The organism is Pseudomonas sp. TH15 (assembly GCF_016651105.1).
Classification (GTDB): Bacteria; Pseudomonadota; Gammaproteobacteria; order Pseudomonadales; family Pseudomonadaceae; genus Aquipseudomonas.
Genome location: NZ_JAEKEL010000001.1, coordinates 4332108 through 4356110, shown reverse-complemented (window position 1 = coordinate 4356110; position 24003 = coordinate 4332108). Strand labels below are relative to the sequence as shown.

Below are 24003 nucleotides of genomic sequence, written 5' to 3'. Positions count from 1 at the left end.
GGCGCAACACTCCGGGCCTTGCGGTCAAACTCTGCCAGTGATCCTTTTGCGATCTATCCTGCGACGCGGAAAGTCAGGTTGATCCGCTGTTCGCCAAGGCGCGGGTGCCTACCTTGCTTGATCGGCAACACGCCATGGAAGCGCAAGCGGTCAACCCCGCCCCAGATCACCATATCGCCATGCAGCAGCGCAATACGCTGGCTTTTGTCGCTACGATTGAATCCGCCAAACAGAAACATCGCCGGTAACCCAAGCGACAGCGAAACGATCGGTGCTGTGTAGGCTTTTTCGTCTTTGTCTTGATGCAAGGACATCTTGGCGCCAGGGACGTATCGGTTTATCAGGCAGGAGTCGGCGTTGAATCCGGCAAAGCCTGCCCGTGCCGCCGCCGAATGTGCCAGCTCGGCAAACACCGGCGGCAACGCCGGCCAGGGTAATCCGCTCAGTGGATCGACACTTGAATAGCGATAGCCGCTGCGATCTGTAATCCAGCCCAGCGCCCCACAACTGCTGGTGCCGACCGACATGCTGAAGCCGCCCGGCGTCATCATGTGACGCAAGGGGGCTGCGAGCAAAATCGCCTCCAGCGCGGGTAACAGTTGCTCGATCACCGGCAGGGCAAAGCCGCGCAGCAGCCACGACTGATCGCCAATTTGCTCGGCGCGCGGTTGTTGCTCGGGTTCGTGGTCGGCGAACAAATCGAAATGGCTCGGTTGCATGGTCGTCATGAAGCGTCGTGAAAGATGATTCCAAGGGTATGCCGTTTTCCGCTGTGCAGGCGACTGACGCCGTGGCGCAGGGTCACGCGGTAATAACCGCGAACGCCTTTGACCGGGCGCTGGTTGACGGCAAAGATCAATCCGTCACCTTTCTTTAGTCCGATTACCTGAGGGCGCGACTGCATGCGCGGGCGCTGCTCGGTCAGCACGAACTCGCCGCCAGTAAAGTCTTCATCCGGTTCTGACAGCAGAATCGCCACTTGCAGTGGGAAAACGTGTTCGCCGTACAGGTCCTGATGCAAGCAGTTGTAGTCCTGAGGGCCGTATTGCAGCAACAACGGTGTCGGCCGCTCCTGACCGGCGGCATGGCAGCGTTCGAGAAACGCTTCGTGGTTGTCGGGGAAACGGGTCGGCAGGTCCATGTGCTCGTACCAGCGATTCGCCAACGGCACCAGGCGTGGATACAGGGCTGTGCGCAGACGTTCAACTGCAGCGGGCAATGGATAGCGGAAATATTTGTATTCGCCACGACCGAACCCGTGACGGCTCATGATGACCTGCGAGCGAAACGGTTCGGTCTGCGGATACAACGCACTCAAGCGATCACAGCTTTTGCCCAGCAGCAGCGAGCGAATGATAACGCAGCCGTGCTCATCCAACTGTTGTTCCAGGTTTGCCCAATCGAGCATTTCCAGCCGGGCAGGGGACATCGACATGCTGACTCCTTGACTCAAGGTCGAGGTGGTCATTCTGAGCAGTGCGTAGCGGCAGAACACTCCGCCGCTTGCGGTCGAATTCCTGGCGGGTGTTACAGGGCTTTGCTGACAGCAATATCGCTGATCACGTCTTGTGCATCATGAAGTTTGGCGAGCTCAGCCCTGGCTTCTGCCTCGGTGCCGTCTACCAGTTGCGCGAACTCGAAGCGGCGTTCGCCGTTGAGTTTGTATTTGATGACGTACTTGGTCGTTTGGGCCACGGTCATGACTGCCTGTTCACGTGTATGGGCGTACTCAGCTCAGTTTTGTGCTGGAACGGCGGACGATTTTGATTGAGTGAGTCAGGGTCGGCTTGCGCGTCACGCTGATGGCCTTGCGGCTGTTGACCATGTCGATGGTGATGTTCCAGAAACCGGTGCTCGGTGCAGTAATTCGTGCCGGGAAGGTGTCGAACGCTCCGCCGTGATAAGTGTGGCGGCCGCCATTCTTGAAGCTGCGGAAGTTGGCGTCGTTCATCAAGCGGATGTTGCAGGTTTGGGAGCACTGGATGACGACAATGTCGTCCTCATTGAGGTGCTCGCGCTGGTGGATAAATTTCATGAGGCGCCTCCAGAAGGGCTTTTTCTACAAAATCAAAACGATAGCAGGGCAATGGGCGCAGTTTATCAGCCCGAACAGGTTATTATCTGGCTGTCGACGTCGTGTTTGACAATTAAAAACAGTTATTCGGAATTCTATGAGCGATAAAAGCAACGAGCCTCGGAGAAAAACAGCATTTACGCTGTCGGAGGGTCTTTATCGGAGGTTTTGTATGAAGTGGGGTGTTCTGGTCCTGCCTTTGGCGCTAGCGGTGAGTGGTTGTGCAAATGTCGCAGAAATCAACGAGTCGCTGCCGACCATGAGTGTGATCTCAGGCAAAAAGCCCCATGAGTACGCGCAGTGCCTGGTCGAGAAGCTGGCGTCCAGCCGTGGCGCCTTGCAGCTTGAGCCGCACAAGGACGGTGTGCGAGTGATCGTACCCGGCAAATTTTCCTCGGGTCCGGCGGCCGTTTTCGATATCGAAGAACGCTCCAGTGGCAGCAGCATCAAGTTGCATGAGCGCATGTCCAACGTGCCAGTACGTCCTAAGGATGTACAGGGCGCCGCCAACGCGTGCATTTCCGGCTGATGGACTATCGGCAGTCAGCCTGATGCCGCCAAAGCGTTGCTTTGGCGGCATTGTCATTTCTGGAGTCACGCATGAAGCGCGAGCAAATACGGGAACGCCATGCAGAGGGCCATATCTCTGCCACGCACGTTATTCAGAACCCGGCCAATTCCGGGGAATGGATCGTGTTTTTCAAGAAGAGCGCCGGGCGCAGCTATTTTCTGGTGGATGAAAACGATGAAGTTGAATCGTTCGCCCGCCTGGACGATTTGATCGAGACCGTGCGCGGCCTCGGGATCAAATTTGCCGAAATCCACATGTAGGGCAGGGCGCCCTACTTGCAGACCACCACTACGCTGCGGTTCTTGAAGTTGCCGACATCCACACCCAGGGTCTTGTCGCTTTCCTTGGTGGCGGGGCTGCCGTTGGTGCTGACGATTCGGTAGCCGGTGCCAGCACACGAGTCATCGGCTTTTTCGTAGCAGGTGGCCCAGGAGTTGGCTTCTCCGGAACAGTCGATGCTCAGGCCCTGCTCGCCGTTTTTCAGGTAAGTGCTTTCTGATGTGGCGCAGCCAGTGAGCGCCAGTACCGCAATCAGTGCCAGAAATTTGTTCAGGTTCATGATGTAGGTCTTCAGCGAGGGGGACTAGACGCTCTGACAGCGCCGCGTTGAAAAGGTTATAGCGATAGGCCACTTGTTTGCACGCGGGTACAAAAAAGCCCTGCACAAGGGCAGGGCTCCAGGCGTTTCGCAGCTGATCAGTCCTGATCTTTGCCACGGCGCTTCGGCGATGCCGGGGTGTCGGTGAACACCGACGCTACATCAGTCGCCATTTGTTCGCTGTCGAAAGGCCCGGCCATGTGTTCGCCATTGGTAGTGGTCACCGTCCACTTGCCGTCTTTCTTGCGGATCTCATACCTGTTGATGATTTTTACCACGGCCATCTAGTCTGTCTCATTCGCTGGTTCAAAGGTGCCATGATACCGGCAAATGCTCGCATTGGGGGATGATCGGCGTATGGTGAAGTAGTTTCTCGGCGTCTTTGAGCTAAGCTGATTTCGCTGCCTGAACGCACCAACGGAACTATCCGCCAGAATATTTCTCTATGATGGCATCGGTTAGCCAGTGCGGGGCATTGTAAGGTGCACGCCGCCTGATTAGACTGCGCCGAAACTCGTACAACACAGCCCTTTCAAGGACTTATATGATCAAGAAATGCTTGTTCCCAGCAGCCGGTTACGGTACTCGCTTCCTGCCAGCGACTAAAGCCATGCCCAAAGAAATGCTGCCGGTGGTAAACAAGCCACTGATCCAGTACGGCGTCGAAGAAGCACTGGACGCAGGCTTGACCGAAATCTCCATCGTGACCGGTCGTGGCAAGCGCGCTCTGGAAGACCACTTCGATATCAGCTACGAGCTGGAAAACCAGATCAAAGGCACTGACAAGGAAAAGTACCTGGTCGGTATCCGCAAGTTGCTCGACAACTGCTCGTTCTCCTACACGCGCCAGACTGAAATGAAGGGCCTGGGTCACGCGATCCTGACCGGTCGTCCGCTGATCGGCGACGAACCGTTCGCTGTGGTGCTGGCGGATGACTTGTGCGTAAACCTCGAAGGCGACGGCGTACTGACCCAGATGGTCAAGCTGTACAAACAGTACCGCTGCTCGATCATCGCGATCCAGGAAGTCGACCCGCAGGAAACCAACAAGTACGGCGTCATCGCTGGCGACCTGATCGGTGACGATCTGTACCGCGTACGCAACATGGTTGAAAAACCAGCGCCTGAAGATGCACCGTCGAACCTGGCAATCATCGGTCGTTACATCCTGACGCCGGACATCTTCGACCTGATCAAGCAAACCGAGCCAGGCAAGGGCGGCGAGATCCAGATCACCGACGCCCTGATGAAGCAGGCGCAGAACGGTTGCGTGATCGCCTACAAGTTCAAAGGCAAGCGTTTTGACTGCGGTGGCGCTGAAGGCTACATCGAAGCGACCAACTTCTGCTTCGAGAACTTCTACAAGACTGGCAAGGCTTACTAATAGCGCCTGACCCGACTTGTACTGAGAAAGCCACCTTCGGGTGGCTTTTTCATTTTCCGGCCCCATATTGTTTGCAGTGCTTGCCCAGCGGGCGTCTGCGGGTATGCTGATGGCCTGCCGAGGAGATAGAAATGGCCTACGATTTTGACCTTTATGTGATTGGTGCCGGTTCAGGCGGCGTGCGTGCGGCGCGATTTTCAGCCGGTTTTGGCGCAAAAGTCGCCGTGGCTGAAAGCCGCTACTTGGGTGGCACCTGTGTGAACGTCGGCTGCGTGCCGAAAAAACTGCTGGTCTACGGCGCACACTTCGCCGAAGACTTCGAGCAGTCTTCCGGTTTCGGCTGGACGCCTGGCGAGGCGAAGTTCGATTGGGCGACGTTGATCGCCAACAAGGACCGCGAGATCAATCGCCTGAACGGCATCTATCGCAACCTGCTGGTCAACAGCGGCGTGACCTTGCATGAGGGGCACGCCAAGATCGTCGACCCGCATACCGTCGAGATCAACGGCGAACGCCACACCGCCGAACACATCCTGATTGCTACCGGCGGCTGGCCGCAAATTCCGGAGATTCCGGGACACGAGCACGCAATCAGTTCCAATCAGGCGTTCTTCCTCAAGGAACTGCCAAAGCGCGTTCTGGTGGTGGGTGGCGGTTACATCGCGGTGGAATTCGCCGGGATCTTCCACGGCCTGGGTGCTGAGACCACGTTGTTGTATCGCGGCGATCTGTTCCTGCGCGGCTTCGATGGCGCGGTGCGCAAGCACTTGCAGGAAGAACTCACCAAGCGCGGCATGGACTTGCAGTTCAACGCGGACATCGAGCGCATCGAGAAGCAGGCCGACGGCAGCCTGAAAGCGACGCTCAAGGATGGTCGTGAACTGGAGGCTGATTGCGTGTTCTACGCCACGGGTCGACGTCCGATGCTGGACAACCTCGGGCTGGAGAACACCGGCGTCAAACTCGACAAGAAAGGTTTCGTCGAAGTGAATGAGCAGTATCAGACCGCCGAGCCGTCGATTCTGGCGTTGGGTGATGTGATCGGTCGCGTGCAACTGACTCCGGTGGCGCTGGCCGAAGGCATGGCTGTTGCGCGACGCTTGTTCAAGCCAGAGCAGTATCGCCCGGTGGATTACAAGATGATCCCGACGGCCGTGTTCAGCTTGCCGAACATCGGCACCGTCGGTCTGAGCGAAGAAGAAGCCCGGGAAGCCGGGCTCGATGTGGTGATCTATGAAAGCCGTTTCCGGCCGATGAAGCTGACCCTGACTGAATGTCAGGAACGCACGCTGATGAAGCTGGTGGTGGACGCCAAGACCGACAAGGTTCTGGGCTGCCACATGGTCGGCCCCGACGCCGGCGAGATCGTGCAGGGTCTGGCAATTGCCTTGAAGGCGGGTGCCACCAAGCGCGACTTCGACGAAACCATCGGCGTGCATCCAACGGCCGCCGAAGAGTTCGTCACCATGCGTACGCCGGTCGCGAGTTAATCGTCCTTCGCTGTGTCTGGCGCGGTCGCAACGACCGCCGCCAGACGCACGCTTTCATCCAGGCTGGCCTGGGTCTTCGCCAATTCGATTTCCAATGACTGATTGATCTGCGACTGCTCGTCGACGTTCTGCTTGAGCGCCTGACTTTCCAGCAGGGCAATGCGCAAGCGTTCCTGGAGGAGGGTGCGTTCACTGTCGACGCGGTTGGCTTGCTCCAGCAGTTGATCCTGCCGACTGTTGGCTTGCTTGAGTTGCTCCTGCAACAGGCTCAGCTCTCGCAGCGTTCCGCGGTTTTCGGTCAGCAAGCGTTCGTTGTCGCGGTGCAACTGCGTGATCTCATCCTGGCGGACGAGGGCGCTTTGCTGGGCCTGACGCAATTCCATCTGAATTTGTTGTACCTGGCCTTCGTGACGGCGCTGTTCCTGCTCGCGCTGTTCCTTGACGGCATTGCGATAGTGTTCAAGCGCATCGCGGGCGTGCAGGTGTTTTTCTTCGAGGGAGCGGATCTGCTCGTCCTTGTCTTTCAAACGTAACTCGAAATCGGACAGCGCCTGATTCAGCCCGGCGTTGCGGGTCTGCTCGGTCTGCAGCATCGAGCGGGTATTGCCCAGTGCTTCGGATTCGCGCTCCAGCGCCGCGCCTTGAATCTCATGCTCCTGTTCCAGCTTTTCCAGTGCCTGGCGAGTCTGCTGCAGCTGCGTTTCGAGCGCGTCACGCTGCTCTTCAAACTGCTCGCGCGCTTGGTCGATGGGTTCTTGCGCTTGCTCTTTCAGGCGTTGCGCTAGGCGCGAAACCAATCCTGCCAGCTCATCATCGATGGGTTCGGACGTCTCTTCAGCACGCTCCGGGCCGGCATCCAGCTCCTTTAGATAGCGATGAATTGTGGTTTTCGAGCCTGTATTGCCCATCTCGATCCGTACTGCGTCGATGCTTGGGTTTTCGCCACGGGCGAGGATCGCCAAACGTGCCGCTTGCACCACTGCTTTATTTACACCGCCACGAGCCATGAGTTCTCCTACGATTTCGTACTGTGGTACATGCCACTAAAGTACGCAGTGTACCACGCTGAAAATAAAGTTAAATGCTTGATTATTAACAAGCGGGATATACTGGTATTACCCAATGCCAGATGATTAAATTGCTTTTTGATCACTGAATCAGTACACCTGCGAGAAAACAGCCCATGACCGATCTGGATCGCTACCTGCAAGCCGCCACCCGCGACAACACTCGTCGTAGCTACCGGGCGGCAATCGAGCACTTCGAAGTCAGTTGGGGCGGGTTCCTGCCGGCGACCAGCGACAGCGTTGCGCGCTATCTCGTCGCGCATGCAGGCCTGTTGTCGATCAATACCCTGAAGCTGCGCCTCTCGGCATTGGCGCAATGGCACAACAGCCAGGGCTTTGCCGATCCGACCAAGGCGCCGGTGGTGCGTCAGGTGTTCAAGGGCATTCGCGCGTTGCACCCGGCGCAAGAGAAACAGGCCGAGCCGTTGCAGCTTCAACACTTGGAGCAAGTGGTGGCCTGGCTTGAGCAGGAAGCGCAAACCGCCCGTGCTGACGGTGATCAACCCGGGTTGCTAAGAGCGAGGCGCGACATGGCGCTGATCCTGCTGGGCTTCTGGCGTGGCTTTCGCAGTGATGAGCTGTGCCGCTTGCAGATCGAACACGTGAAAGCCATCGCTCAGTCGGGTATCACGCTCTATCTGCCGCGCAGCAAGAGCGATCGGGAAAACCTCGGCAAGACTTTCCAGACCCCGGCGTTGCAGCGTTTGTGCCCGGTGCAGGCCTACATCGACTGGATCACCGAAGCCGCGTTGGTCCGTGGGCCGGTGTTCCGTGGCATTGACCGTTGGGGCAACTTGAGCGAGGAGGGCTTGCACGCCAACAGCGTGATTCCATTACTGCGCCAGGCGCTGGAGCGTGCCGGCATCCCCGCCGAGCACTACACCAGCCACTCCTTGCGGCGCGGCTTTGCGACCTGGGCTCACCAGAGCGGTTGGGATTTGAAGTCGTTGATGAGTTACGTGGGCTGGAAGGATATGAAGTCCGCCATGCGCTATGTTGAGGCCAGCCCGTTTCTCGGGATGACGCCACTCGCGGAAAAATCCATTGGCGCTGCTCAGTAAGTTTTCTTCTATTAATACGTTCCGCTAATAGCGAAAACCAATGAGCAGCATGAGGTTTGCCAATGAGCCATCCGGCCATCGGATGGGTAGGATTCACCCCATCAACTTCTTAACCAAACTTTTCAACCCTGACGGAGAGTCACCGATGCCTATCATCAACAGCCAAGTTAAACCGTTCAAAGCTACCGCCTACAAAAATGGCGACTTCGTACAAGTGTCGGACGCTGACCTGAAAGGCAAGTGGTCTGTCGTGTTCTTCTACCCAGCTGACTTCACCTTCGTTTGCCCGACCGAACTGGAAGACCTGGCTGACAACTACTCCGCGTTCCAGAAACTGGGCGTCGAGATCTACAGCGTTTCTACTGACACCCACTTTGCTCACGCTGCCTGGCACAACACTTCGCCAGCTATCGGCAAAATCCAGTACACCATGATCGGCGACCCGACCCACGCCATCTCCCGCAACTTCGATGTGCTGATCGAAGAAGTTGGTCTGGCTGACCGCGGCACCTTCGTGATCAACCCAGAAGGCCAGATCAAAATCGTTGAACTGAACGACGGCGGTGTTGGCCGCGACGCTTCCGAGCTGCTGCGCAAAATCAAGGCTGCTCAGTACGTTGCTGCTCACCCAGGCGAAGTGTGCCCAGCCAAATGGAAAGAAGGCGAGGCCACTCTGGCTCCGTCCCTGGACCTGGTCGGCAAGATCTAAGTCTGTGACACACGCATCACCGGGGCGGGTTTCCGCACCTCAGTAAGCTGCAACCGCCCAATAAAAACGCCCGGGCGAGATTCGCTCGGGCGTTTTTTTTCGCCTGCTTTTCATGAAACTGCATAAAGGAAATCGCCCGTATGTTGGACGCCAATCTTAAAGCCCAGTTGAAATCGTACCTGGAACGGGTCACCCAACCGATCGAGATCGTTGCCTCCCTCGACGACGGTGCGAAATCCCAGGAAATGCACGAACTGCTGAAAGAAGTTGCCAGTCTTTCTACTCAAATTACCTTGCTCGATAACGGTGACGATGCACGTAAGCCATCGTTCTCGATCAACCGCCCGGGTGCCGATATCAGCCTGCGTTTTGCCGGCATCCCGATGGGCCACGAATTCACCTCGTTGGTGTTGGCCTTGCTGCAAGTCGGCGGCCACCCTTCGAAAGCCAGCGTTGAAGTGATCGAACAGATCCGCTCGCTCAAAGGCCAGTTCAGCTTCGAGACTTACTTCTCGCTGTCCTGCCAGAACTGCCCGGACGTGGTCCAGGCGCTGAACCTGATGGCCGTGCTCAACCCGAATATCCACCACGTCGCCATCGACGGTGCGTTGTTCCAGGCCGAAGTCGACGATCGCAAGATCATGGCGGTGCCAAGTATCTACCTGAACGGCGAAATCTTCGGTCAGGGCCGCATGGGCCTGGAAGAAATCCTCGCCAAGATCGACACCAGCGGTGCCGAGCTTCAGGCCGAGAAGATCAGCGCCAAAGAAGCCTTTGACGTGTTGATCGTCGGCGGTGGCCCGGCCGGTGCTTCGGCTGCGATCTACGCTGCCCGTAAAGGCATTCGTACCGGCGTGGCCGCTGAGCGTTTTGGTGGGCAGGTGCTGGACACCATGGCCATCGAGAACTTCATCTCCGTGCAGGAAACCGAAGGGCCGAAACTGGCCAGCGCCCTGGAAGAACACGTCAAACAATACGACGTCGACATCATGAACCTGCAACGCGCTACTGCGCTGATCCCGGCGAAGAATGTCGGCGAGTTGCATGAAGTTCGCTTCGAAAGCGGTGCCAGCCTGAAGACCAAGGCGCTGATCCTTGCCACCGGCGCCCGCTGGCGCGAAATGGGTGTGCCGGGCGAGCAGCAATACAAAGCCAAAGGCGTTTGCTTCTGCCCACACTGCGACGGCCCGCTGTTCAAGGGCAAACGTGTGGCGGTGATTGGCGGCGGTAACTCCGGCGTTGAAGCGGCCATCGACCTGGCCGGCATCGTCAGCCACGTCACGCTGCTGGAATTCGACAGCAAGCTGCGCGCCGACGCTGTGCTGCAACGCAAACTGTACAGCCTGCCGAACGTCAACGTCATCACCAGCGCGCTGACCAGCGAAGTGAAAGGTGACGGGGAGAAAGTGACCGGTCTGGTCTACAAGGATCGCGATTCGGGTGAGTTCAACACGGTCGAGCTGGAAGGGATCTTTGTGCAGATCGGTTTGCTGCCTAACACCGACTGGCTTAAAGGCACCGTCGAATTGTCGCCGCGTGGCGAGATCATCGTCGATGCTCGTGGTGAAACCTCATTGCCGGGCGTGTTCGCTGCCGGTGACGTGACCACCGTGCCGTACAAGCAGATCGTGATTGCAGTGGGCGAGGGTGCCAAGGCTTCCCTGAGCGCATTCGATCACCTGATCCGGACCTCGGCCCCGGCTTAAACGCCAGCGCTGAAAACACAAAACCCCATGAGTGATCATGGGGTTTTTTATGCCTAGTGCTGTCAGTTACATCGGCGCTGGCTGAATGATCTCAACCCAGTAAGCATCCGGGTCCTTGATAAACGCCAGGCTCTTCATCCGGCCATCGTTCAAACGCTTCTGGAAATCACAACCCAGTGCTTCAAAACGCTCGCATGCTGCACGAATGTCCGGCACTGAGATGCAGATATGACCGAAGCCACGCGGATCAGTGTTGCCGTTGTGGTAGGCGAAGTCCGCGTCGTTTTCGGTGCCGTGGTTGTGAGTCAGCTCCAGAATGCCCGGGATCGACTTCATCCACTCGGTACGAGCAGCGGCATCGGCCGGAATCTGTGCCTTGTCGACCAGCGCCAGGAAGTACAGACTGAATTCGGCTTCCGGGAAGTCGCGCTTTTCAACCAGCGAGAAACCGAGGATGCGCGTGTAGAAATCCAGCGACTTGGTGATGTCCTTGACCCGCAGCATGGTGTGGTTGAAGACGAACTTCTGAGTGGCGGTGTCAGGTTGGGCAGTCACGCCCGGGAAGGTGTTCAATTCGTGCAGGCTCATGGGCCCTCCGGAAAATAAGTGGGGCTGGCGAATGGTCGCAATGATACGCAAGCGTCCGGGCATCGCCAAACCAAAACGGCCAGCTATTGCCTGGCGGCCGAGTGAGGCTCAGACTTTGTGGTTCAATCTGTGAGTACCCCTCGTAATGATCCGACCGTTCAAATCGCTGTTCGTTTTCATGGGTTTGTTTGCACTGGCCACTGCGGCGCAAGCAGACACCCCGAGCATTGCCTGGCCAAGTGGCTGGGAGGTGGAGGCCGTAGCGCCCAATGACACCACGCCGCAGGTATCCCGCCAACGCGCGGTGAAAAACGATGCCGATGGCAACCAGGTATTGGTGATGGAGCTGACGATGACCCAAGTCGAAAGCGGCCATCAGGTGAATTTACAGGGCGTGTTGCTGGAGATGCGCAAGTCGGTGCAGAAGGACTTCTTCCAGGGCGGCTATCAAAGTGTCTGCAACAAGATTCACCCGGCCACGTTGAGTCAACTGCCAGCACTTGAAACCACTTGTACGGTTACCCAGAACGGTCGACACGTGCTGTCGCAAACATTGGTCGCTGCGGTGGAGGCGGACAAGGCCTATGTTCTTTCCTATGCCGGGCAAGCTGAGGTTTATAAGGCAAGTCAGGACGAAATACAGGCTGCCCGTAACAGCTTGAAACTGTAGATGAAGAATTGAGTCGGCGATCGATTGCGCCAAGCCCCGGCCTCTTTAGATACCCAAAGGGATTAAGCACAAAGTTAGCCGGAAAGTATTGAGTTCTTGCAGCGGCGACATCCCCGTTAGAAGCAATTTCCAACTTTATCGACGACTATCGTTGCATTTGTTAGATGTCATCCACAAAAAAAGCCCTGCATTAGCAGGGCTTTTTTTGTTGTTGCAAAGGGTTAGCCGCGCAACCAGGAATCAACGGTAGCTGCACCGTACTGTTCCTTCCAGGCTTTCAGGCCACGGTGGTTGCCGCCCTTGGTTTCAATCAGTTCACCTGTGTGCGGGTTGTGATAGACCTTGACCACACGGGCGCGACGGGTTTTAGGCGCGGCCTGTTGAAGCCCCGACTTTGACGGGTTTGGGTCGAGGATGGCGACGATGTCGCGCAGGCTCTTGCCGTAGGTTTTCATCAGCCCCTGGAGCTTTTCTTCGAATTCGATTTCTTTCTTGAGCCCGGCATCGTTCTTCAGGGACTCCAGCTGCTTGAGCTGTTCTTGAAGGGCCTTTTCAGCGGCACGAAATTCAGCGAGTCTGGACAATATCTTTACTCCAATAGTGTGTTTGGCTGATACCAACCGCAAACAAAGCTATAAGCCAAGAGCCTTGAAGCGACTCGGTGATAATGGCTCACCTGCCAATTTTGCACAGGTAAGAAAAATTGTAGTAGTTAATTGACCAAGAGTAAATCCTGTCTTTTTCTTCATGTAACAACAGCAGTGTTTTGATGCAATTTGGTGCAAGATTTCGTTATTTGCCAAGCCGGTTAATGGTGACTTAATGCATTAATGAAGTCGGCGCCGGGCATTGGCCGGCCAAACAGGTAGCCTTGCAGAAAGTTCACGTGGTGCGCCGTCAGGTAATCGCTTTGCGCCTCGGTTTCTACACCTTCGGCAACAATTCCCAAGTCCAGCTTGGCCGAGAGTTCGATAATGCTGTCCAGAATGTGCCCGGAAAGAGCATCGGCACCGATCATCGCAACGAAGCTCTGATCGATTTTCAGGAAATCCACATTGAACTGTCGCAGATAACCCAGGCTTGAATGGCCGGTACCAAAGTCATCGATCGCGATCATCACGCCCAACCCGTGAAGCTGCTCGAACAACTGGTGAGTGATGTCTGTCGGCTCGATGAGTTCACGCTCGGTCAGTTCCAGCACCAGGCTGATGCTGCCCGGCACGAAGGCCCCGAGGAATTCGCGGCAGTCTTGCACCAATGCCAGGTCCTGACAGTGGCTGGCTGTGATGTTGATGCCGATGTGAAACGGCTTGTCGAACGATGCCGACACCGGTGCCAGCAGGGCGCAGGTTTGCTGCATCAAGGCGCGGGTCATTGGTACGATCAGCCCCGAGTGTTCCGCAAACGGGATAAACAGATCCGGCCGCACCAGGCCTTCCTTGGGATGATTCCAGCGCATCAGCACCTCGGTGCCACTCCACTTTTTGGTATCGCCATGCACCACCGGCTGAAAATATGGAATGAACTCCCCAGCCTCCAGCGCCCGCTGCAGCTCAACGCTGGGCGACGAGGCACGTTTTTGCAGGACATGCCCAATCAAGCCCGACACCACGCCGAAAAAAATCAGCAGGCTGAACAGCGGCGGATACTCACTGCTCATATAGCGCCAGGTTTCGCCCTCGGGAAAACCGGCGGCTACGGTAAAGGCATACGGCCCGGAAACCCGCGTGCTTTGCGCCACCGGCAAGGCGGGCAGGGGGCCTTCATGGACTTTTCCGTCGGCGGATAACCAGTTATTGCCCACTTGCAGCAACAGCGAAGTCCGGCGCCCGATCAGGCGCAGCACGTTGCTCAGGTGATAACCGTCGAGCGTGGTTAGCGCGCCTTTTTTGTCATCACTGAGGCGATACACCAGTAGCGCGGTGTTGGGCGTCACCGGGTTGCCGTTCATTAACCACAGTTTGCCTTCGTGGTAATCGCCCGAGTTCACGGCTTCCTTGAAGTCACCGAACAGCGAACTGCAATAGAGGTTGTCGTCCCATACCAAATTGGTGGAGCGCACGAAGGGGCGCCGGGTGACTTGTTCGCGCAGGGCCAACTTCACGTCTTCGCAGGTTTTTCCTGCCAATGGCAGCAACTCGTGAGCAGCTTGCGCCGTGTTGTCGAGCATCAATTCGAATTGACGCAAGGCTTCTTCGGCGGTTTGCCGAGCACTCTGCTGCAGGGTGCGTTCGGCCTGCATATAGAGAATTACGCAACCCAGCACTACCGGGAGCAGGCCGCTGAGCAGTGTCACGATGATGCGAGTGCTGCGCTTGCGGCGGGATCTGACGGTTAACGGCATGGGCGCATCCTGTCGCGAAGGTATAGCGCTCTGAAATGCCGGACGGGCAACGGCGCGCGGCCAAAAAACAGTTGAGCCAGAAGGGAGGATAGATGGCCGATGAAACTTGTGCTGCTCATTGATGATTCATGTTTGTGGCCAATTCGATAAACGCCAGCGCGGCGGGTGAACACTGGCGCTTATCCAGTACGGCAAGGCCTACCGTGCGCTGCACGGCAGGCGCTAACGGTTTCTTCAGGTAACGCGGCGTAGCATCGTCAGGCAACGAGCCTTCAGCGACGATCGTGATCGCGTCGCCGCGACTGACCGTGTCCACGGTGCTGAGCAATTGCGAGCAGCGAAAGCGGATGTTCGGCGTCAATCGGGCGGCATTGAACAGGCGGCAAACCAGCTCCGAAGAGCCGGCCTCGGTCAGCACGAACGGGTCATGGCACAAATCGCTCAAACTCAGGCTGTCGCGCTTTGCCAAGGGATGATCGGCGGGCAGCAGCGCGACCATTTGGTCCTCCAGCAGCGCAAAGGTGTCGAAGCGTTCCTCGGGCAGCACTACAAAACCAATGTCGATGCGCCGCTCTTCCAGCCACTGAATCACCTGTCGATCCGGGCCTTCGTCTATATGCACTTCGATGCCGGGATGAGCCGCACGGTACTGCTTCAGGATCGTTGGCAGCAATTTTATCGATGATGTCGGACCGAACGAGCCGATGCGCAGTGTGCCGCGTTTCATCCCTCGAGCATCGGCGGCTTCCTGGCGCAAGGTGTTGGCCAGCCCGAGCATCGCCCGAGCGCGCAGCAACAGTTGCTGGCCGATGTCGCTGAGTTCGACCAACGACTGATGCCGGTGCAGCAACTCGACGCCCAACTCTTGTTCGAGTGACTTGAGGGCGTGAGAAACCGCCGATTGCGAGATCCCGAGGCGATTGGCCGCAGCCGTGAAGCCGCGCAGTTCAGCAACCAGCGAGAAGATTTCCAGTTGAGTCAGGGTCATGAGTGTTTACTCATTTTACGATGATCGAGCATTAGCCAGATGATACGGCATCTTTTCTTCTGGTGACTTATGAGTAGCTATGAGCAAAACCCGACAAAGCCGTCGGATGTGCCGGTTTACCTGAAGCTGGCAGCGGTGACCATGATCTGGGGCGGGACCTTTGTCGCCGGGCGCTTCCTGGGCGGCAGTCTCAGTCCGTTGTTTGCCGCCAGCCTGCGATTTTTGCTCGCCAGCATCGCGTTGTTGCTGTTTGTGTGGCTGGCCCAGGTGCAGCTGCTGCGACCAAGCCTGAGGCAATGGTTACAATTGGCATTGCTGGGATTTTTCGGCATCTTCTTCTACAACCTGTGCTTCTTTTACGGGCTGCATTACATCAACGCGTCACGGGCGTCGTTGATCGTGGCGTTGAATCCGGCGGTGATTGGCTTGGCGTCGTGGCTACTGTTCAAGGAACGCTTGGGCCGGGCGAAAGTGGCTGGAATTGTGATCTGTATCGCCGGGGCCAGTATCGTGATCGTCAGCCGAAATCCGCAATTGCTGGCGACCAATGCCGATGCGTGGATCGGCGATCTGCTGATTTTCGGCTGCGTCCTGAGTTGGGGCGTTTACTCGCTGTTTTCCAGGGAACTGAATCAAACATTGGGGCCGGTGCAGACGGTGACCTACTCGATTTTGTTGGGCACGGCGATGCTCTGGGCGACCAGTGCGCTGCGGGGCGAACTGAGTGTGGATACGCTTGTCAGCCTCGGCCCGCAACAATGGCTGAGCCTGATGTACCTCGGCGTGCTCGGCTCGGCGCTGGCCTATATTGGCTACTACGACGGCATCCGCAAGATCGGCGCGACCCGCTCGGGCGTGTTCATTGCCCTGAATCCGCTGACCGCCGTGATCCTCGGCGCGTTGCTGTTGGGCGAGCAACTGACATTGACCATGTGCCTGGGCGGCGGGCTGATTTTGACGGGGATTTACCTGTGCAACAAACCGCTTGCGCCGTCCACGAAAAAGGGGATTTGATACAGAAGGCGGACAAACCGTTTTACGCTGTGTAGAATCGGTTTACGCATACAATAATAAACGTCTTCTGGCAGCAGAAGCCTCGCCCGCAAGAGCCTTGGGTCGACAATGAAGAGTTTTGGGTTTCAATTGATCTACGGTGACTTCCTCGCCCGCAGCGTTCGGGGCATCTCCTGCGCGCCACCCGCCAGTCTCAGCATTGCTAGCAACTAACGATCCGTTAATTCAGCCGTTAATTTTAAAAGCAGATGATGAGGCGCCAACCATGGCAGATTTATACGAAAACCCAATGGGCCTGATGGGCTTTGAATTCATTGAGTTTGCATCGCCGACCCCGAACACCCTGGAGCCGATCTTCGAGATCATGGGCTTCAGCAAGGTCGCGACCCACCGCTCCAAAGACGTGCACCTGTATCGCCAGGGCCAGATCAACCTGATCCTCAACAACGAACCTCACAGCGTTGCTTCGTATTTCGCGGCCGAGCACGGTCCGTCGGTGTGCGGCATGGCGTTCCGCGTCAAGAATGCCCAGCAGGCGTTTGCCCGTGCCCTGGAACTCGGCGCCCAGCCGATTCATATCGAAACCGGCCCGATGGAACTGAACCTGCCGGCGATCAAAGGCATCGGCGGCGCGCCGCTGTACCTGATCGACCGTTTCGGCGAAGGCAGCTCGATCTACGACATCGACTTCGTGTTCATCGAAGGCGTGGACCGCAACCCGGAAGGGGCGGGCCTGAAGATCATCGATCACCTGACTCACAACGTGTATCGCGGTCGCATGGCCTACTGGGCCAACTTCTACGAGAAGCTGTTCAACTTCCGCGAAATCCGTTACTTCGACATCAAGGGCGAATACACCGGCCTGACCTCCAAGGCGATGACCGCGCCGGATGGCATGATCCGCATCCCGTTGAACGAAGAATCGTCCAAGGGCGCCGGGCAGATCGAAGAGTTCCTGATGCAGTTCAACGGCGAAGGCATCCAGCACGTTGCGTTCCTCAGCGACAACTTGATCGACACCTGGGATCGCCTGAAGAAAATCGGTATGCGCTTCATGACCGCGCCGCCAGAAACCTACTACGAAATGCTCGAAGGCCGTTTGCCGAACCACGGTGAGCCGGTCGATCAACTGCAAATGCGCGGGATCCTGCTGGACGGTTCGTCCGAGTCGGGCGACAAGCGTCTGTTGCTGCAGATCTTCTCGGAAACCCTGATGGGGCCAGTGTTCTTCGAATTCATCCAGCGTAAAGGCGATGATGGCTTCGGCGAAGGCAACTTCAAGGCGTTGTTCGAATCGATTGAGCGGGACCAGGTGCGTCGCGGTGTGCTCGCTACCGAGTAAGCCGCTAGCGTTGTAAAAAATGTGGGAGCGAGCTTGCTCGCGATAGCGTCTTCAGATTCAACACGGATGTTGGCTGACAGACCGCTATCGCGAGCAAGCTCGCTCCCACTTTGTTTTTTGGGCGCCTAAGGTCTGCGGTTGCGCATCATGTGTTTGAACCCTTCAAACACCAGAACCACCACTGCCAACCAGATCGGAATGTAGGTCAGCCATTCGCCAGGCTTGATGCTTTCCCCCAGCAGCAACGCCACGCCGAGCAACAGCACCGGTTCAACATAGCTCAACAACCCGAACAGGCTGAACGGCAACAGTCGGCTGGCAATGATGTAGACCACCAGCGCCGAAGCACTGATCAACCCCAGTACAGGGATCAGCAGCGACAGCCACGGGTATTGATCGAATACGCCGAAACCTTGTTCACCGCCCCAGACGAACCAGAACGCCACCGGCAGCATCAAGGTCATGTCCAGCCACAAACCGCCGAGGTTGTCGGTCTTCAGCCACTTGCGCAGCACGAAGTAGGTGGGATAACCGACCACCACCAGCAACGTCGCCCAAGAAAAACCGCCAACCTGGTACAGCTCGTTGAGCACGCCGAGGGAGGCAAAAAACACCGCGACTTTTTGCAGGTAGGACAAACGCTCGCCGTAGGCAATCCGCCCGGTCAGCACCATCGACAGTGGCAGCAGGAAATAGCCCAACGAGACGTCGAGGCTGTAGCCGTTGAGCGGCGCCCACATAAACAGCCAGAGTTGCAGGCCCAGCAGCGTCGCAGACACGATCAGGGCAGCGAGCAGTTTCGGTTTGCCGGTCAGGCGCTTGAGGATCTCGACCGAGCGCCGCCATTCGCCGGACACCACCATGAACACTGTCATGCAGGGCACGGTCAGCAACATCCGCCAGCCGAAGATTTCTACGCCGCTCAACGGGGTGAGCAACGAGGTGTAGTAATACATGACGGCAAACAGCACCGAGGCTGTGACCGATAAAGCGATACCTTTAGACAAACTGTCCTCGCGGGGTTGAACGTGAAACGGGGTGCGGAGGATACGTGGTTTTAGCGTAGAACATTGTCCGATTGATCAAGAACGAACATGGATTCTGCATTCAACACAAAACCCTGTGGGAGCGGGCTTGCTCGCGAAGGCGGCGGGTCAGTCAATATTGATGCCGGCTGATCCACCGCTTTCGCGAGCAAGCTTCGCTCCTACAGGATGTATGTCTTCAGGTATTGCGGGGTTTACGGCCGGACACGAAGTGGCTCACGTCATTGAATCCCGGTGTCGAGGAGTGCCCAGGCGTTACCAGCGAATCGATAAACGCCTCATCTTCTGCCGTGATCTTCACCGCTTGGGCCTTGGTGTATGCGTCCCATTGTTCCTCAGTGCGCGGCCCGACGATGGCCGAGGTCACGGCGCTGTTGTTCAACACCCAGGCGATGGCGAATTCGACGATGCCTACGTCACGCCCCTGGGTGTATTGCTGGATTTGCTGGGCAATGCGCAGCGATTCAACGCGCCATTCGGTTTCGAGGATGCGTTTGTCCTGACGCCCGGCGCGGCTGTTGGCGTCCGGCTTCACGTCCGGTGCGTATTTGCCGCTGAGCACGCCGCGGGCCAGTGGACTGTAAGGCACAACACCCAAGCCATAGGCGTGAGCCGCGGTAATCTGCTCGGTCTCAGCCTGGCGATTGACGATGTTGTACAGCGGTTGGCTGATCACCGGCCGATCGACGCCGAGTTTGTCGGCCACGCGGATCACTTCGGCGATGCGCCAGCCACGGTAGTTGGACAGGCCCCAGTAGCGGATCTTGCCTTGGCGAATCAGGTCGCCGATGGCCGAGATCGTCACTTCCAGCGGCGTGCTGTGGTCTTCGCGGTGCAGGTAATAGATGTCGACATAGTCGGTGCCCAGACGCGTCAGGCTGGCGTCGATGCCGTTGAACAGGTGCTTGCGGCTCAGGCCGCTGCGGTTCGGCACGCCGTCCACCGGGCCGAAACCGACCTTGGTGGCGAGTACCCATTCGTGACGGTTGCCGGCAATGGCTTCACCGACGATTTCTTCAGAGCGGCCGCCGGTATAGACGTCGGCGGTGTCGATGAAATTGATGCCCTGGTCCCAGGCCTTGTCGATGATCCGCAGGGAATCTTCGGTGCTGGTCTGTTCGCCGAACATCATGGTGCCCAGGGTCAGGGTGGACACCTGCAACCCCGAATGACCCAGTGTGCGGTAACTCATGACGAAATCCTCTGGTCGGTGGAAACCCCAACAAATAACAGATGCGTAACAGGGCGCAAAGTGAATTGTTGCGCCGTTTAAACGCAAAAGATCGCAGCCTCCGGCAGCGCCTACATTGAAATACGATCCTATGTAGGCGCTGCCGAAGGCTGCGATCTTTTGATCCTGCTCTTGCTATTAAGCCCGCAACGTCCGCGTCATCCGCAACGCCAACACACTCCCGCACACGATCACACCCGCCAACAGATACAACGCCGCATCCGTCGACCCGGTACTGTCCTTGACCCAACCAACAAGGTACGGGCTCAGGAAGCCCGCCATCTGCCCCATCGAGTTGATCAACGCCAAACCACCCGCCGCCGCGCCCGCGCTCAGCAGCGCTGTCGGCACCGGCCAGAACATTGGCAGGCCGGTGAGGGCGCCCATGGTCGCAATGGTCAAGCCGAGAATCGCAATCGCCGGCGTAGTGGCGAAGTTCACCGCGATCAACAAGCCCACTGCGCCCATCAGCATCGGCACCACCAGGTGCCAGCGACGCTCTTTGCGCAGGTCCGCCGACCGACCGACCAGCAACATAAACACTGCCGCCAGCAGGTACGGAATCGCGCTCAACCAGCCGATTACCAGGTTATCGCTGAAACCGAGGTTCTTGATGATCGACGGCAGCCAGAAGTTGATCGCGTAAACGCCGCTCTGGATGCAGAAGTAGATCAGACCGAACGCCCAGATCGCCGGGTTCTTGAACACCGCCGCCAACGAGTCCGTGGTGGTTTTCGGCTTGCTGGCCAAGTCTTCAGCGTGGTCGGCTTCCAGCACGGAACGCTCGTGCGGGGTCAGCCACTTGGCATTAGCGTAACTGTCACTGAGCAGGAAGTAGGCGAGGACGCCGAGGATTACCGTCGGAATGCCTTGCAGCAAAAACATCCACTGCCAGCCCGCCAAACCTGCGTGGCCGGCGCCGAAGTGGTTAAGAATCCAGCCAGAGAACGGGCTGCCAAGCAGGCCGGACACCGGGATCGCCGACATGAACAGCGCCATGATGCGGCCACGGCGGAAGGTCGGGAACCACTGCGAAAGATAGAGCACCACGCCCGGGAAGAACCCGGCTTCGGCCGCGCCGGTGAACAAGCGCAAGGTGTAGAACTCGGTCGGCGTGGTGACGAACAACAGGCAGGTCGACAGCGAGCCCCAGACGATCATCATCAGCGCAATCCAGCGCCGTGGGCCGAACCTGGTCAGCGCCAGGTTGCTCGGCACGCCGCATAGTACGTAGCCAATAAAGAAGATCCCGGCCCCGAGGCCGTACACGGTTTCGCTGAATTTCAGTGCGTCGAGCATCTGCAGTTTGGCAAATCCAACGTTCACCCGGTCGAGGTAGTTGAACAGGTAGCAGATGAAGATGAAGGGGATCAAACGCAGGGTAATGCGTTTGTAGACGGCGTTTTTATCGTCAGCGATGGCCTGGATAGCTGCGGCGCTCTGTGACATGGCGGCTCTCTCTTTATTATGATTTTTTGCGATGCAAAGGGTAACGTTGATCGCCCTGTGAGTCTCGGCCACCCTTCGGGTGATTGTCTTTGTGCCTGAGCACAGGGTTTGCCAACAAGGCCTGTGCGGGTGAACAACCCGTCCCACCACGTTTTCAAGGATTTGCCCAATGTTTGAACTCGATCACGACCTGGCCCAGGACATCGTAGACCGGGCGATGGCCATCCTGCCTTACAACGTCAACGTCATGGACAGTCAGGGGCTGATCCTCGGCAGCGGCGAGCCCGAGCGGATCAACACTCGCCACGAAGGTGCGCAACTGGTGCTGGCCAACGGGCGGGTGGTGGAGATCGACGCACAAACGGCGATTCACCTCAAAGGCGTACAACCGGGCATTAACCTGCCGCTGTTGCTCGATCAACGGCTGATCGGCGTGCTGGGCATTACCGGCGAACCGGAGCAACTACGCACTTACGCCGAACTGGTGCGCATGACCGCTGAAATGCTGGTGGGCCAGCGCAACCAACAGGCCGAGCAGCAATGGCGGCGTCAGCGCTGCGATGATTTGCTCGCGTTGCTGCTGACCGACGCCGGGGATTCGCCGCGCTTGGTCGACGAGGCGCAACAATTGGGGCTCAAGCCACAACTGACGCGGGTGCCGTATCTGTTTGAGTTGGGCATGGAGCACGGGCCGGGGCAGACCGTCGAAGCCCTTAGTGCCTGGTTGATCAGTCGTTACCCGGACAGTTGGTGCGTCAGTTCGGCCAAGTCGTCGCTGCTGTGGTGTCGGCCGGCGAATCAGGTGATTGAGCATGAACGCTTGCTGGAAAAACTCGATGGCCTGGGCTGGAACATTCTGCGTATCGCCGTGGGCGGGCAGGCCGATGGGTTGCCGGGTTTGCGCCGTTGCTATCGTCGGGTCGGGGATTTGTTGGCCTATGGGCGCGATGTGTTGCCGCGTTCACGGTTGTTGACGCTGAACCGTTATCGACTACCCGTGATGCTCTGGCGCCACCGCAACGACGATGCGCTGGACGAATTGCTCAAGCCGTTGCGCAAAGTCATCGCCAAGGACAACAACGGCCAACTGCTGGCGACATTGCGTTGCTGGTGCGACCACGACGGCCAGAGCCAGGCCTGTGCCGATGCGTTGGGCATCCATCGCAACAGTTTGCGTTATCGAATGGAGCGGATTGCCGAGCTGAGTGGGGTTGATCCATTGCGGCTGGATGGGATGTTGGCGCTTTACCTGGGTGTGCAACTGCTTCCGCAAACCGACTGAGAGATGTGGCGACTGGTAGGACGCCATCAATAATGACTTTGTATAAATGAACAATAAACGCCATACCCGCTTGTGCAGCGGACCGGCGTCATCGTTCCGGGCAACTGGCAGCATGGAGGCATTGGAACTGGAGAATTCTCATGAAAATCGTCATCGCCCCCGATTCGTTCAAGGACAGCCTGAGTGCCCAGGGCGTAGCCGATGCCATCGCGCTCGGGTTGGCCGAGGTCTGGCCGGATGCGCAATTGGTCAAATGCCCGATGGCCGACGGCGGGGAAGGGACGGTCGAGTCGATTCTGGCGGCGTGCGCCGGTGAATTGCGTCGCACCAATGTGCGCGGCCCGCTGGGCGCATCGGTCGAAGCGGCTTGGGGTTGGTTGCCACACAACCACACAGCGATCATCGAAATGGCTGAAGCGAGCGGCTTGCAACTGGTGCCACCGGGGCAGCGCGATGCCTGCATTAGCAGCACGTTCGGCACTGGTGAACTGATCCGCGCCGCGCTGGATGCCGGGGCGCAACGGGTGATCCTGGCGATTGGCGGCAGCGCCACCAATGACGGCGGCGCCGGGGCGATGCAAGCCTTGGGCGTGAAGTTGCTCGACGCGCAGGGCCAAATCCTCGCCCCCGGTGGCTTGGCACTGGCACAACTGGCCCGCATCGACTTGAGCGTTATCGATCCACGCCTGAACACAGTGCGCTTCGACATCGCCGCCGACGTCAACAATCCGCTGTGCGGTCCCCACGGCGCCTCGGCGATTTTCGGCCCGCAAAAAGGTGCGTCACCGCAGCAGGTCCAGCAACTGGACCAAGCCCTTGGGCACTTTGCCGATCTGTGCGCACAGGCACTCGATAAAGACGTACGCGACGAGCCGGGCAGCGGCGCGGCGGGTGGTCTGGGGTTTGCGGCCAAGGCGTTTCTCGGTGCGCAGTTTCAGGCTGGTGTAGAAGTGGTCGCCGAACTGGTGGGGCTGGCTGACGCCGTCAACGGTGCGGACCTGGTGATTACCGGCGAAGGCCGATTCGATGCGCAGACCTTGCGCGGCAAGACACCGTTTGGTGTGGCGCGGATTGCACGGCAGCAGGGTGTGCCGGTGATTGTCATTGCTGGAACGCTGGGTGAGGGTTATCAGGCATTGTACGAACACGGCATCGACGCTGCATTTGCATTGGTGAGCGGGCCAATGACACTGGAGCAGGCGTGTACCGAGGCGCCGCGGTTGTTGCGTGAACGCGCCACCGATATCGCCCGCGTCTGGCAACTCGCCGCCAAATCCTGACCTCCCCTGTAGGAGCTGCCGCAGGCTGCGATCTTTTGACTGTGCTTTTGTAAAGCAAGATCAAAAGATCGCAGCCTGCGTCAGCTCCTACAGGTAAAAGCAAAACTTG

General features: G+C 57.9%; 26 protein-coding genes. 12 read left to right on the top strand and 14 right to left on the bottom strand.

Annotation, left to right across the window (positions count from 1 at the left end; all coding sequences use genetic code 11):
- Positions 1 to 53: 53 nt before the first annotated feature.
- The 4 genes from alkB to JFT87_RS19410 all read right to left on the bottom strand — a co-directional run bounded on the left by alkB (position 54) and on the right by JFT87_RS19410 (position 2035).
- Positions 54 to 719 carry a DNA oxidative demethylase AlkB gene (alkB, locus tag JFT87_RS19425; protein WP_201205276.1) on the bottom strand — a complete coding sequence of 222 codons (666 nt, stop codon included), beginning with the start codon at positions 717 to 719 and terminating at the stop codon, positions 54 to 56.
- Positions 720 to 724: 5 nt separating this feature from the next.
- Entirely contained in the window at positions 725 to 1429 is a 705-nt protein-coding gene (locus tag JFT87_RS19420) for a 2OG-Fe(II) oxygenase (protein WP_201205274.1), read from the bottom strand.
- A gap of 98 nt (positions 1430 to 1527) precedes the next feature.
- Positions 1528 to 1701: a hypothetical protein gene (locus tag JFT87_RS19415; protein WP_201203833.1), complete on the bottom strand. Its 174-nt coding sequence runs from the start codon at positions 1699 to 1701 to the stop codon at positions 1528 to 1530.
- A 28-nt stretch (positions 1702 to 1729) separates the two neighbouring features.
- A complete protein-coding gene (locus tag JFT87_RS19410) occupies positions 1730 to 2035 on the bottom strand; it encodes a DUF1883 domain-containing protein (protein WP_101208500.1) in 306 nt (101 codons plus the stop codon).
- 211 nt (positions 2036 to 2246) lie between these two features.
- Between JFT87_RS19410 and JFT87_RS19405 the strand changes: the two genes are divergently transcribed.
- A complete protein-coding gene (locus JFT87_RS19405; protein WP_201203832.1) occupies positions 2247 to 2603 on the top strand; it encodes a hypothetical protein in 357 nt (118 codons plus the stop codon).
- Between the two features lie 71 nt (positions 2604 to 2674).
- A complete protein-coding gene (locus JFT87_RS19400) occupies positions 2675 to 2905 on the top strand; it encodes a hypothetical protein (protein WP_201203830.1) in 231 nt (76 codons plus the stop codon).
- An 11-nt stretch (positions 2906 to 2916) separates the two neighbouring features.
- On the opposite strand, the gene JFT87_RS19395 is transcribed toward JFT87_RS19400, so the two are convergent.
- Together JFT87_RS19395 and JFT87_RS19390 are read right to left on the bottom strand one after the other, a co-directional pair.
- Positions 2917 to 3198: a hypothetical protein gene (locus tag JFT87_RS19395; protein WP_201196760.1), complete on the bottom strand. Its 282-nt coding sequence runs from the start codon at positions 3196 to 3198 to the stop codon at positions 2917 to 2919.
- A gap of 143 nt (positions 3199 to 3341) precedes the next feature.
- A complete protein-coding gene (locus JFT87_RS19390) occupies positions 3342 to 3527 on the bottom strand; it encodes a hypothetical protein (RefSeq protein WP_201203829.1) in 186 nt (61 codons plus the stop codon).
- 260 nt (positions 3528 to 3787) lie between these two features.
- Between JFT87_RS19390 and galU the strand changes: the two genes are divergently transcribed.
- Together galU and gorA are read left to right on the top strand one after the other, a co-directional pair.
- Positions 3788 to 4627 (top strand): UTP--glucose-1-phosphate uridylyltransferase GalU, encoded by an 840-nt coding sequence (gene galU / locus JFT87_RS19385; RefSeq protein WP_201196763.1) that lies wholly within the window; start codon positions 3788 to 3790, stop codon positions 4625 to 4627.
- Between the two features lie 131 nt (positions 4628 to 4758).
- Positions 4759 to 6117: a glutathione-disulfide reductase gene (gorA, locus tag JFT87_RS19380; protein WP_201203828.1), complete on the top strand. Its 1359-nt coding sequence runs from the start codon at positions 4759 to 4761 to the stop codon at positions 6115 to 6117.
- On the opposite strand, the gene JFT87_RS19375 is transcribed toward gorA, so the two are convergent.
- The gene (locus tag JFT87_RS19375) at positions 6114 to 7124 is read right to left on the bottom strand and encodes a DNA-binding protein (RefSeq protein ID WP_201203827.1); all 1011 of its coding nucleotides are present in this window, start codon (positions 7122 to 7124) and stop codon (positions 6114 to 6116) included. The two genes, gorA and JFT87_RS19375, sit on opposite strands and share 4 nt — an antisense overlap.
- 176 nt (positions 7125 to 7300) lie before the next feature.
- Between JFT87_RS19375 and JFT87_RS19370 the strand changes: the two genes are divergently transcribed.
- The 3 genes from JFT87_RS19370 (at position 7301) to ahpF (ending at position 10660) form a co-directional block, all read left to right on the top strand.
- Positions 7301 to 8245, top strand: a complete 945-nt coding sequence (locus JFT87_RS19370; protein ID WP_201203822.1) for a site-specific integrase — start codon at positions 7301 to 7303, stop codon at positions 8243 to 8245.
- A gap of 145 nt (positions 8246 to 8390) precedes the next feature.
- Complete coding sequence (gene ahpC, locus JFT87_RS19365) at positions 8391 to 8954, top strand: alkyl hydroperoxide reductase subunit C (protein ID WP_201203821.1); 564 nt, start codon at positions 8391 to 8393, stop codon at positions 8952 to 8954.
- A gap of 140 nt (positions 8955 to 9094) precedes the next feature.
- Positions 9095 to 10660 (top strand): alkyl hydroperoxide reductase subunit F, encoded by a 1566-nt coding sequence (ahpF, locus tag JFT87_RS19360; protein WP_201203820.1) that lies wholly within the window; start codon positions 9095 to 9097, stop codon positions 10658 to 10660.
- A 66-nt stretch (positions 10661 to 10726) separates the two neighbouring features.
- Here ahpF and gloA read toward each other — a convergent pair whose 3' ends face one another.
- Positions 10727 to 11248 (bottom strand): lactoylglutathione lyase, encoded by a 522-nt coding sequence (gene gloA, locus JFT87_RS19355; protein WP_131058687.1) that lies wholly within the window; start codon positions 11246 to 11248, stop codon positions 10727 to 10729.
- A gap of 145 nt (positions 11249 to 11393) precedes the next feature.
- Here gloA and JFT87_RS19350 point away from each other — a divergent pair, with 145 nt between their 5' ends.
- Positions 11394 to 11918, top strand: coding sequence for a DUF4946 domain-containing protein (locus JFT87_RS19350; protein WP_201203819.1), 525 nt, complete (start codon positions 11394 to 11396; stop codon positions 11916 to 11918).
- Between the two features lie 221 nt (positions 11919 to 12139).
- Here JFT87_RS19350 and JFT87_RS19345 read toward each other — a convergent pair whose 3' ends face one another.
- The 3 genes from JFT87_RS19345 to JFT87_RS19335 all read right to left on the bottom strand — a co-directional run bounded on the left by JFT87_RS19345 (position 12140) and on the right by JFT87_RS19335 (position 15250).
- The gene (locus JFT87_RS19345) at positions 12140 to 12502 is read right to left on the bottom strand and encodes a histone-like nucleoid-structuring protein, MvaT/MvaU family (RefSeq protein ID WP_201203818.1); all 363 of its coding nucleotides are present in this window, start codon (positions 12500 to 12502) and stop codon (positions 12140 to 12142) included.
- Between the two features lie 224 nt (positions 12503 to 12726).
- Positions 12727 to 14262 carry an EAL domain-containing protein gene (locus JFT87_RS19340; protein ID WP_201203816.1) on the bottom strand — a complete coding sequence of 512 codons (1536 nt, stop codon included), beginning with the start codon at positions 14260 to 14262 and terminating at the stop codon, positions 12727 to 12729.
- A 115-nt stretch (positions 14263 to 14377) separates the two neighbouring features.
- Positions 14378 to 15250 (bottom strand): LysR family transcriptional regulator, encoded by an 873-nt coding sequence (locus tag JFT87_RS19335; RefSeq protein ID WP_201203814.1) that lies wholly within the window; start codon positions 15248 to 15250, stop codon positions 14378 to 14380.
- A gap of 69 nt (positions 15251 to 15319) precedes the next feature.
- Here JFT87_RS19335 and JFT87_RS19330 point away from each other — a divergent pair, with 69 nt between their 5' ends.
- On the top strand, positions 15320 to 16264 hold the full coding sequence (locus JFT87_RS19330; RefSeq protein ID WP_201203812.1) for a DMT family transporter: 945 nt from the start codon (positions 15320 to 15322) through the stop codon (positions 16262 to 16264).
- A gap of 265 nt (positions 16265 to 16529) precedes the next feature.
- Entirely contained in the window at positions 16530 to 17606 is a 1077-nt protein-coding gene (gene hppD / locus JFT87_RS19325) for a 4-hydroxyphenylpyruvate dioxygenase (RefSeq protein WP_201203810.1), read from the top strand.
- 125 nt (positions 17607 to 17731) lie between these two features.
- On the opposite strand, the gene rarD is transcribed toward hppD, so the two are convergent.
- The 3 genes from rarD to JFT87_RS19310 all read right to left on the bottom strand — a co-directional run bounded on the left by rarD (position 17732) and on the right by JFT87_RS19310 (position 21332).
- Positions 17732 to 18613, bottom strand: coding sequence for an EamA family transporter RarD (gene rarD / locus JFT87_RS19320; RefSeq protein WP_201203808.1), 882 nt, complete (start codon positions 18611 to 18613; stop codon positions 17732 to 17734).
- A 217-nt stretch (positions 18614 to 18830) separates the two neighbouring features.
- Positions 18831 to 19844 (bottom strand): aldo/keto reductase, encoded by a 1014-nt coding sequence (locus JFT87_RS19315; protein WP_201203800.1) that lies wholly within the window; start codon positions 19842 to 19844, stop codon positions 18831 to 18833.
- Between the two features lie 177 nt (positions 19845 to 20021).
- Complete coding sequence (locus JFT87_RS19310; protein ID WP_201203798.1) at positions 20022 to 21332, bottom strand: MFS transporter; 1311 nt, start codon at positions 21330 to 21332, stop codon at positions 20022 to 20024.
- Between the two features lie 169 nt (positions 21333 to 21501).
- Here JFT87_RS19310 and JFT87_RS19305 point away from each other — a divergent pair, with 169 nt between their 5' ends.
- Positions 21502 to 22614 carry a sugar diacid recognition domain-containing protein gene (locus tag JFT87_RS19305; RefSeq protein WP_201203797.1) on the top strand — a complete coding sequence of 371 codons (1113 nt, stop codon included), beginning with the start codon at positions 21502 to 21504 and terminating at the stop codon, positions 22612 to 22614.
- Positions 22615 to 22754: 140 nt separating this feature from the next.
- Complete coding sequence (locus JFT87_RS19300; RefSeq protein ID WP_201203796.1) at positions 22755 to 23894, top strand: glycerate kinase; 1140 nt, start codon at positions 22755 to 22757, stop codon at positions 23892 to 23894.
- Positions 23895 to 24003: the final 109 nt, after the last annotated feature.

What these genes read in the sequence shown, in the direction of transcription:
- gloA (WP_131058687.1), bottom strand. Translation starts at nt 11,248, where the DNA reads ATGAGCCTGCACGAATTGAACACCTTCCCGGGCGTGACTGCCCAACCT.
- JFT87_RS19420 (WP_201205274.1), bottom strand. Translation starts at nt 1,429, where the DNA reads ATGTCCCCTGCCCGGCTGGAAATGCTCGATTGGGCAAACCTGGAACAA.
- JFT87_RS19350 (WP_201203819.1), top strand. Translation starts at nt 11,394, where the DNA reads ATGATCCGACCGTTCAAATCGCTGTTCGTTTTCATGGGTTTGTTTGCA.
- galU (WP_201196763.1), top strand. Translation starts at nt 3,788, where the DNA reads ATGATCAAGAAATGCTTGTTCCCAGCAGCCGGTTACGGTACTCGCTTC.
- gorA (WP_201203828.1), top strand. Translation starts at nt 4,759, where the DNA reads ATGGCCTACGATTTTGACCTTTATGTGATTGGTGCCGGTTCAGGCGGC.
- JFT87_RS19370 (WP_201203822.1), top strand. Translation starts at nt 7,301, where the DNA reads ATGACCGATCTGGATCGCTACCTGCAAGCCGCCACCCGCGACAACACT.
- JFT87_RS19310 (WP_201203798.1), bottom strand. Translation starts at nt 21,332, where the DNA reads ATGTCACAGAGCGCCGCAGCTATCCAGGCCATCGCTGACGATAAAAAC.
- ahpC (WP_201203821.1), top strand. Translation starts at nt 8,391, where the DNA reads ATGCCTATCATCAACAGCCAAGTTAAACCGTTCAAAGCTACCGCCTAC.
- JFT87_RS19330 (WP_201203812.1), top strand. Translation starts at nt 15,320, where the DNA reads ATGAGTAGCTATGAGCAAAACCCGACAAAGCCGTCGGATGTGCCGGTT.
- JFT87_RS19335 (WP_201203814.1), bottom strand. Translation starts at nt 15,250, where the DNA reads ATGACCCTGACTCAACTGGAAATCTTCTCGCTGGTTGCTGAACTGCGC.
- JFT87_RS19390 (WP_201203829.1), bottom strand. Translation starts at nt 3,527, where the DNA reads ATGGCCGTGGTAAAAATCATCAACAGGTATGAGATCCGCAAGAAAGAC.
- JFT87_RS19410 (WP_101208500.1), bottom strand. Translation starts at nt 2,035, where the DNA reads ATGAAATTTATCCACCAGCGCGAGCACCTCAATGAGGACGACATTGTC.
- hppD (WP_201203810.1), top strand. Translation starts at nt 16,530, where the DNA reads ATGGCAGATTTATACGAAAACCCAATGGGCCTGATGGGCTTTGAATTC.
- JFT87_RS19340 (WP_201203816.1), bottom strand. Translation starts at nt 14,262, where the DNA reads ATGCCGTTAACCGTCAGATCCCGCCGCAAGCGCAGCACTCGCATCATC.
- alkB (WP_201205276.1), bottom strand. Translation starts at nt 719, where the DNA reads ATGCAACCGAGCCATTTCGATTTGTTCGCCGACCACGAACCCGAGCAA.
- JFT87_RS19400 (WP_201203830.1), top strand. Translation starts at nt 2,675, where the DNA reads ATGAAGCGCGAGCAAATACGGGAACGCCATGCAGAGGGCCATATCTCT.
- JFT87_RS19300 (WP_201203796.1), top strand. Translation starts at nt 22,755, where the DNA reads ATGAAAATCGTCATCGCCCCCGATTCGTTCAAGGACAGCCTGAGTGCC.
- JFT87_RS19315 (WP_201203800.1), bottom strand. Translation starts at nt 19,844, where the DNA reads ATGAGTTACCGCACACTGGGTCATTCGGGGTTGCAGGTGTCCACCCTG.
- JFT87_RS19415 (WP_201203833.1), bottom strand. Translation starts at nt 1,701, where the DNA reads ATGACCGTGGCCCAAACGACCAAGTACGTCATCAAATACAAACTCAAC.
- JFT87_RS19405 (WP_201203832.1), top strand. Translation starts at nt 2,247, where the DNA reads ATGAAGTGGGGTGTTCTGGTCCTGCCTTTGGCGCTAGCGGTGAGTGGT.
- JFT87_RS19305 (WP_201203797.1), top strand. Translation starts at nt 21,502, where the DNA reads ATGTTTGAACTCGATCACGACCTGGCCCAGGACATCGTAGACCGGGCG.
- ahpF (WP_201203820.1), top strand. Translation starts at nt 9,095, where the DNA reads ATGTTGGACGCCAATCTTAAAGCCCAGTTGAAATCGTACCTGGAACGG.
- JFT87_RS19375 (WP_201203827.1), bottom strand. Translation starts at nt 7,124, where the DNA reads ATGGCTCGTGGCGGTGTAAATAAAGCAGTGGTGCAAGCGGCACGTTTG.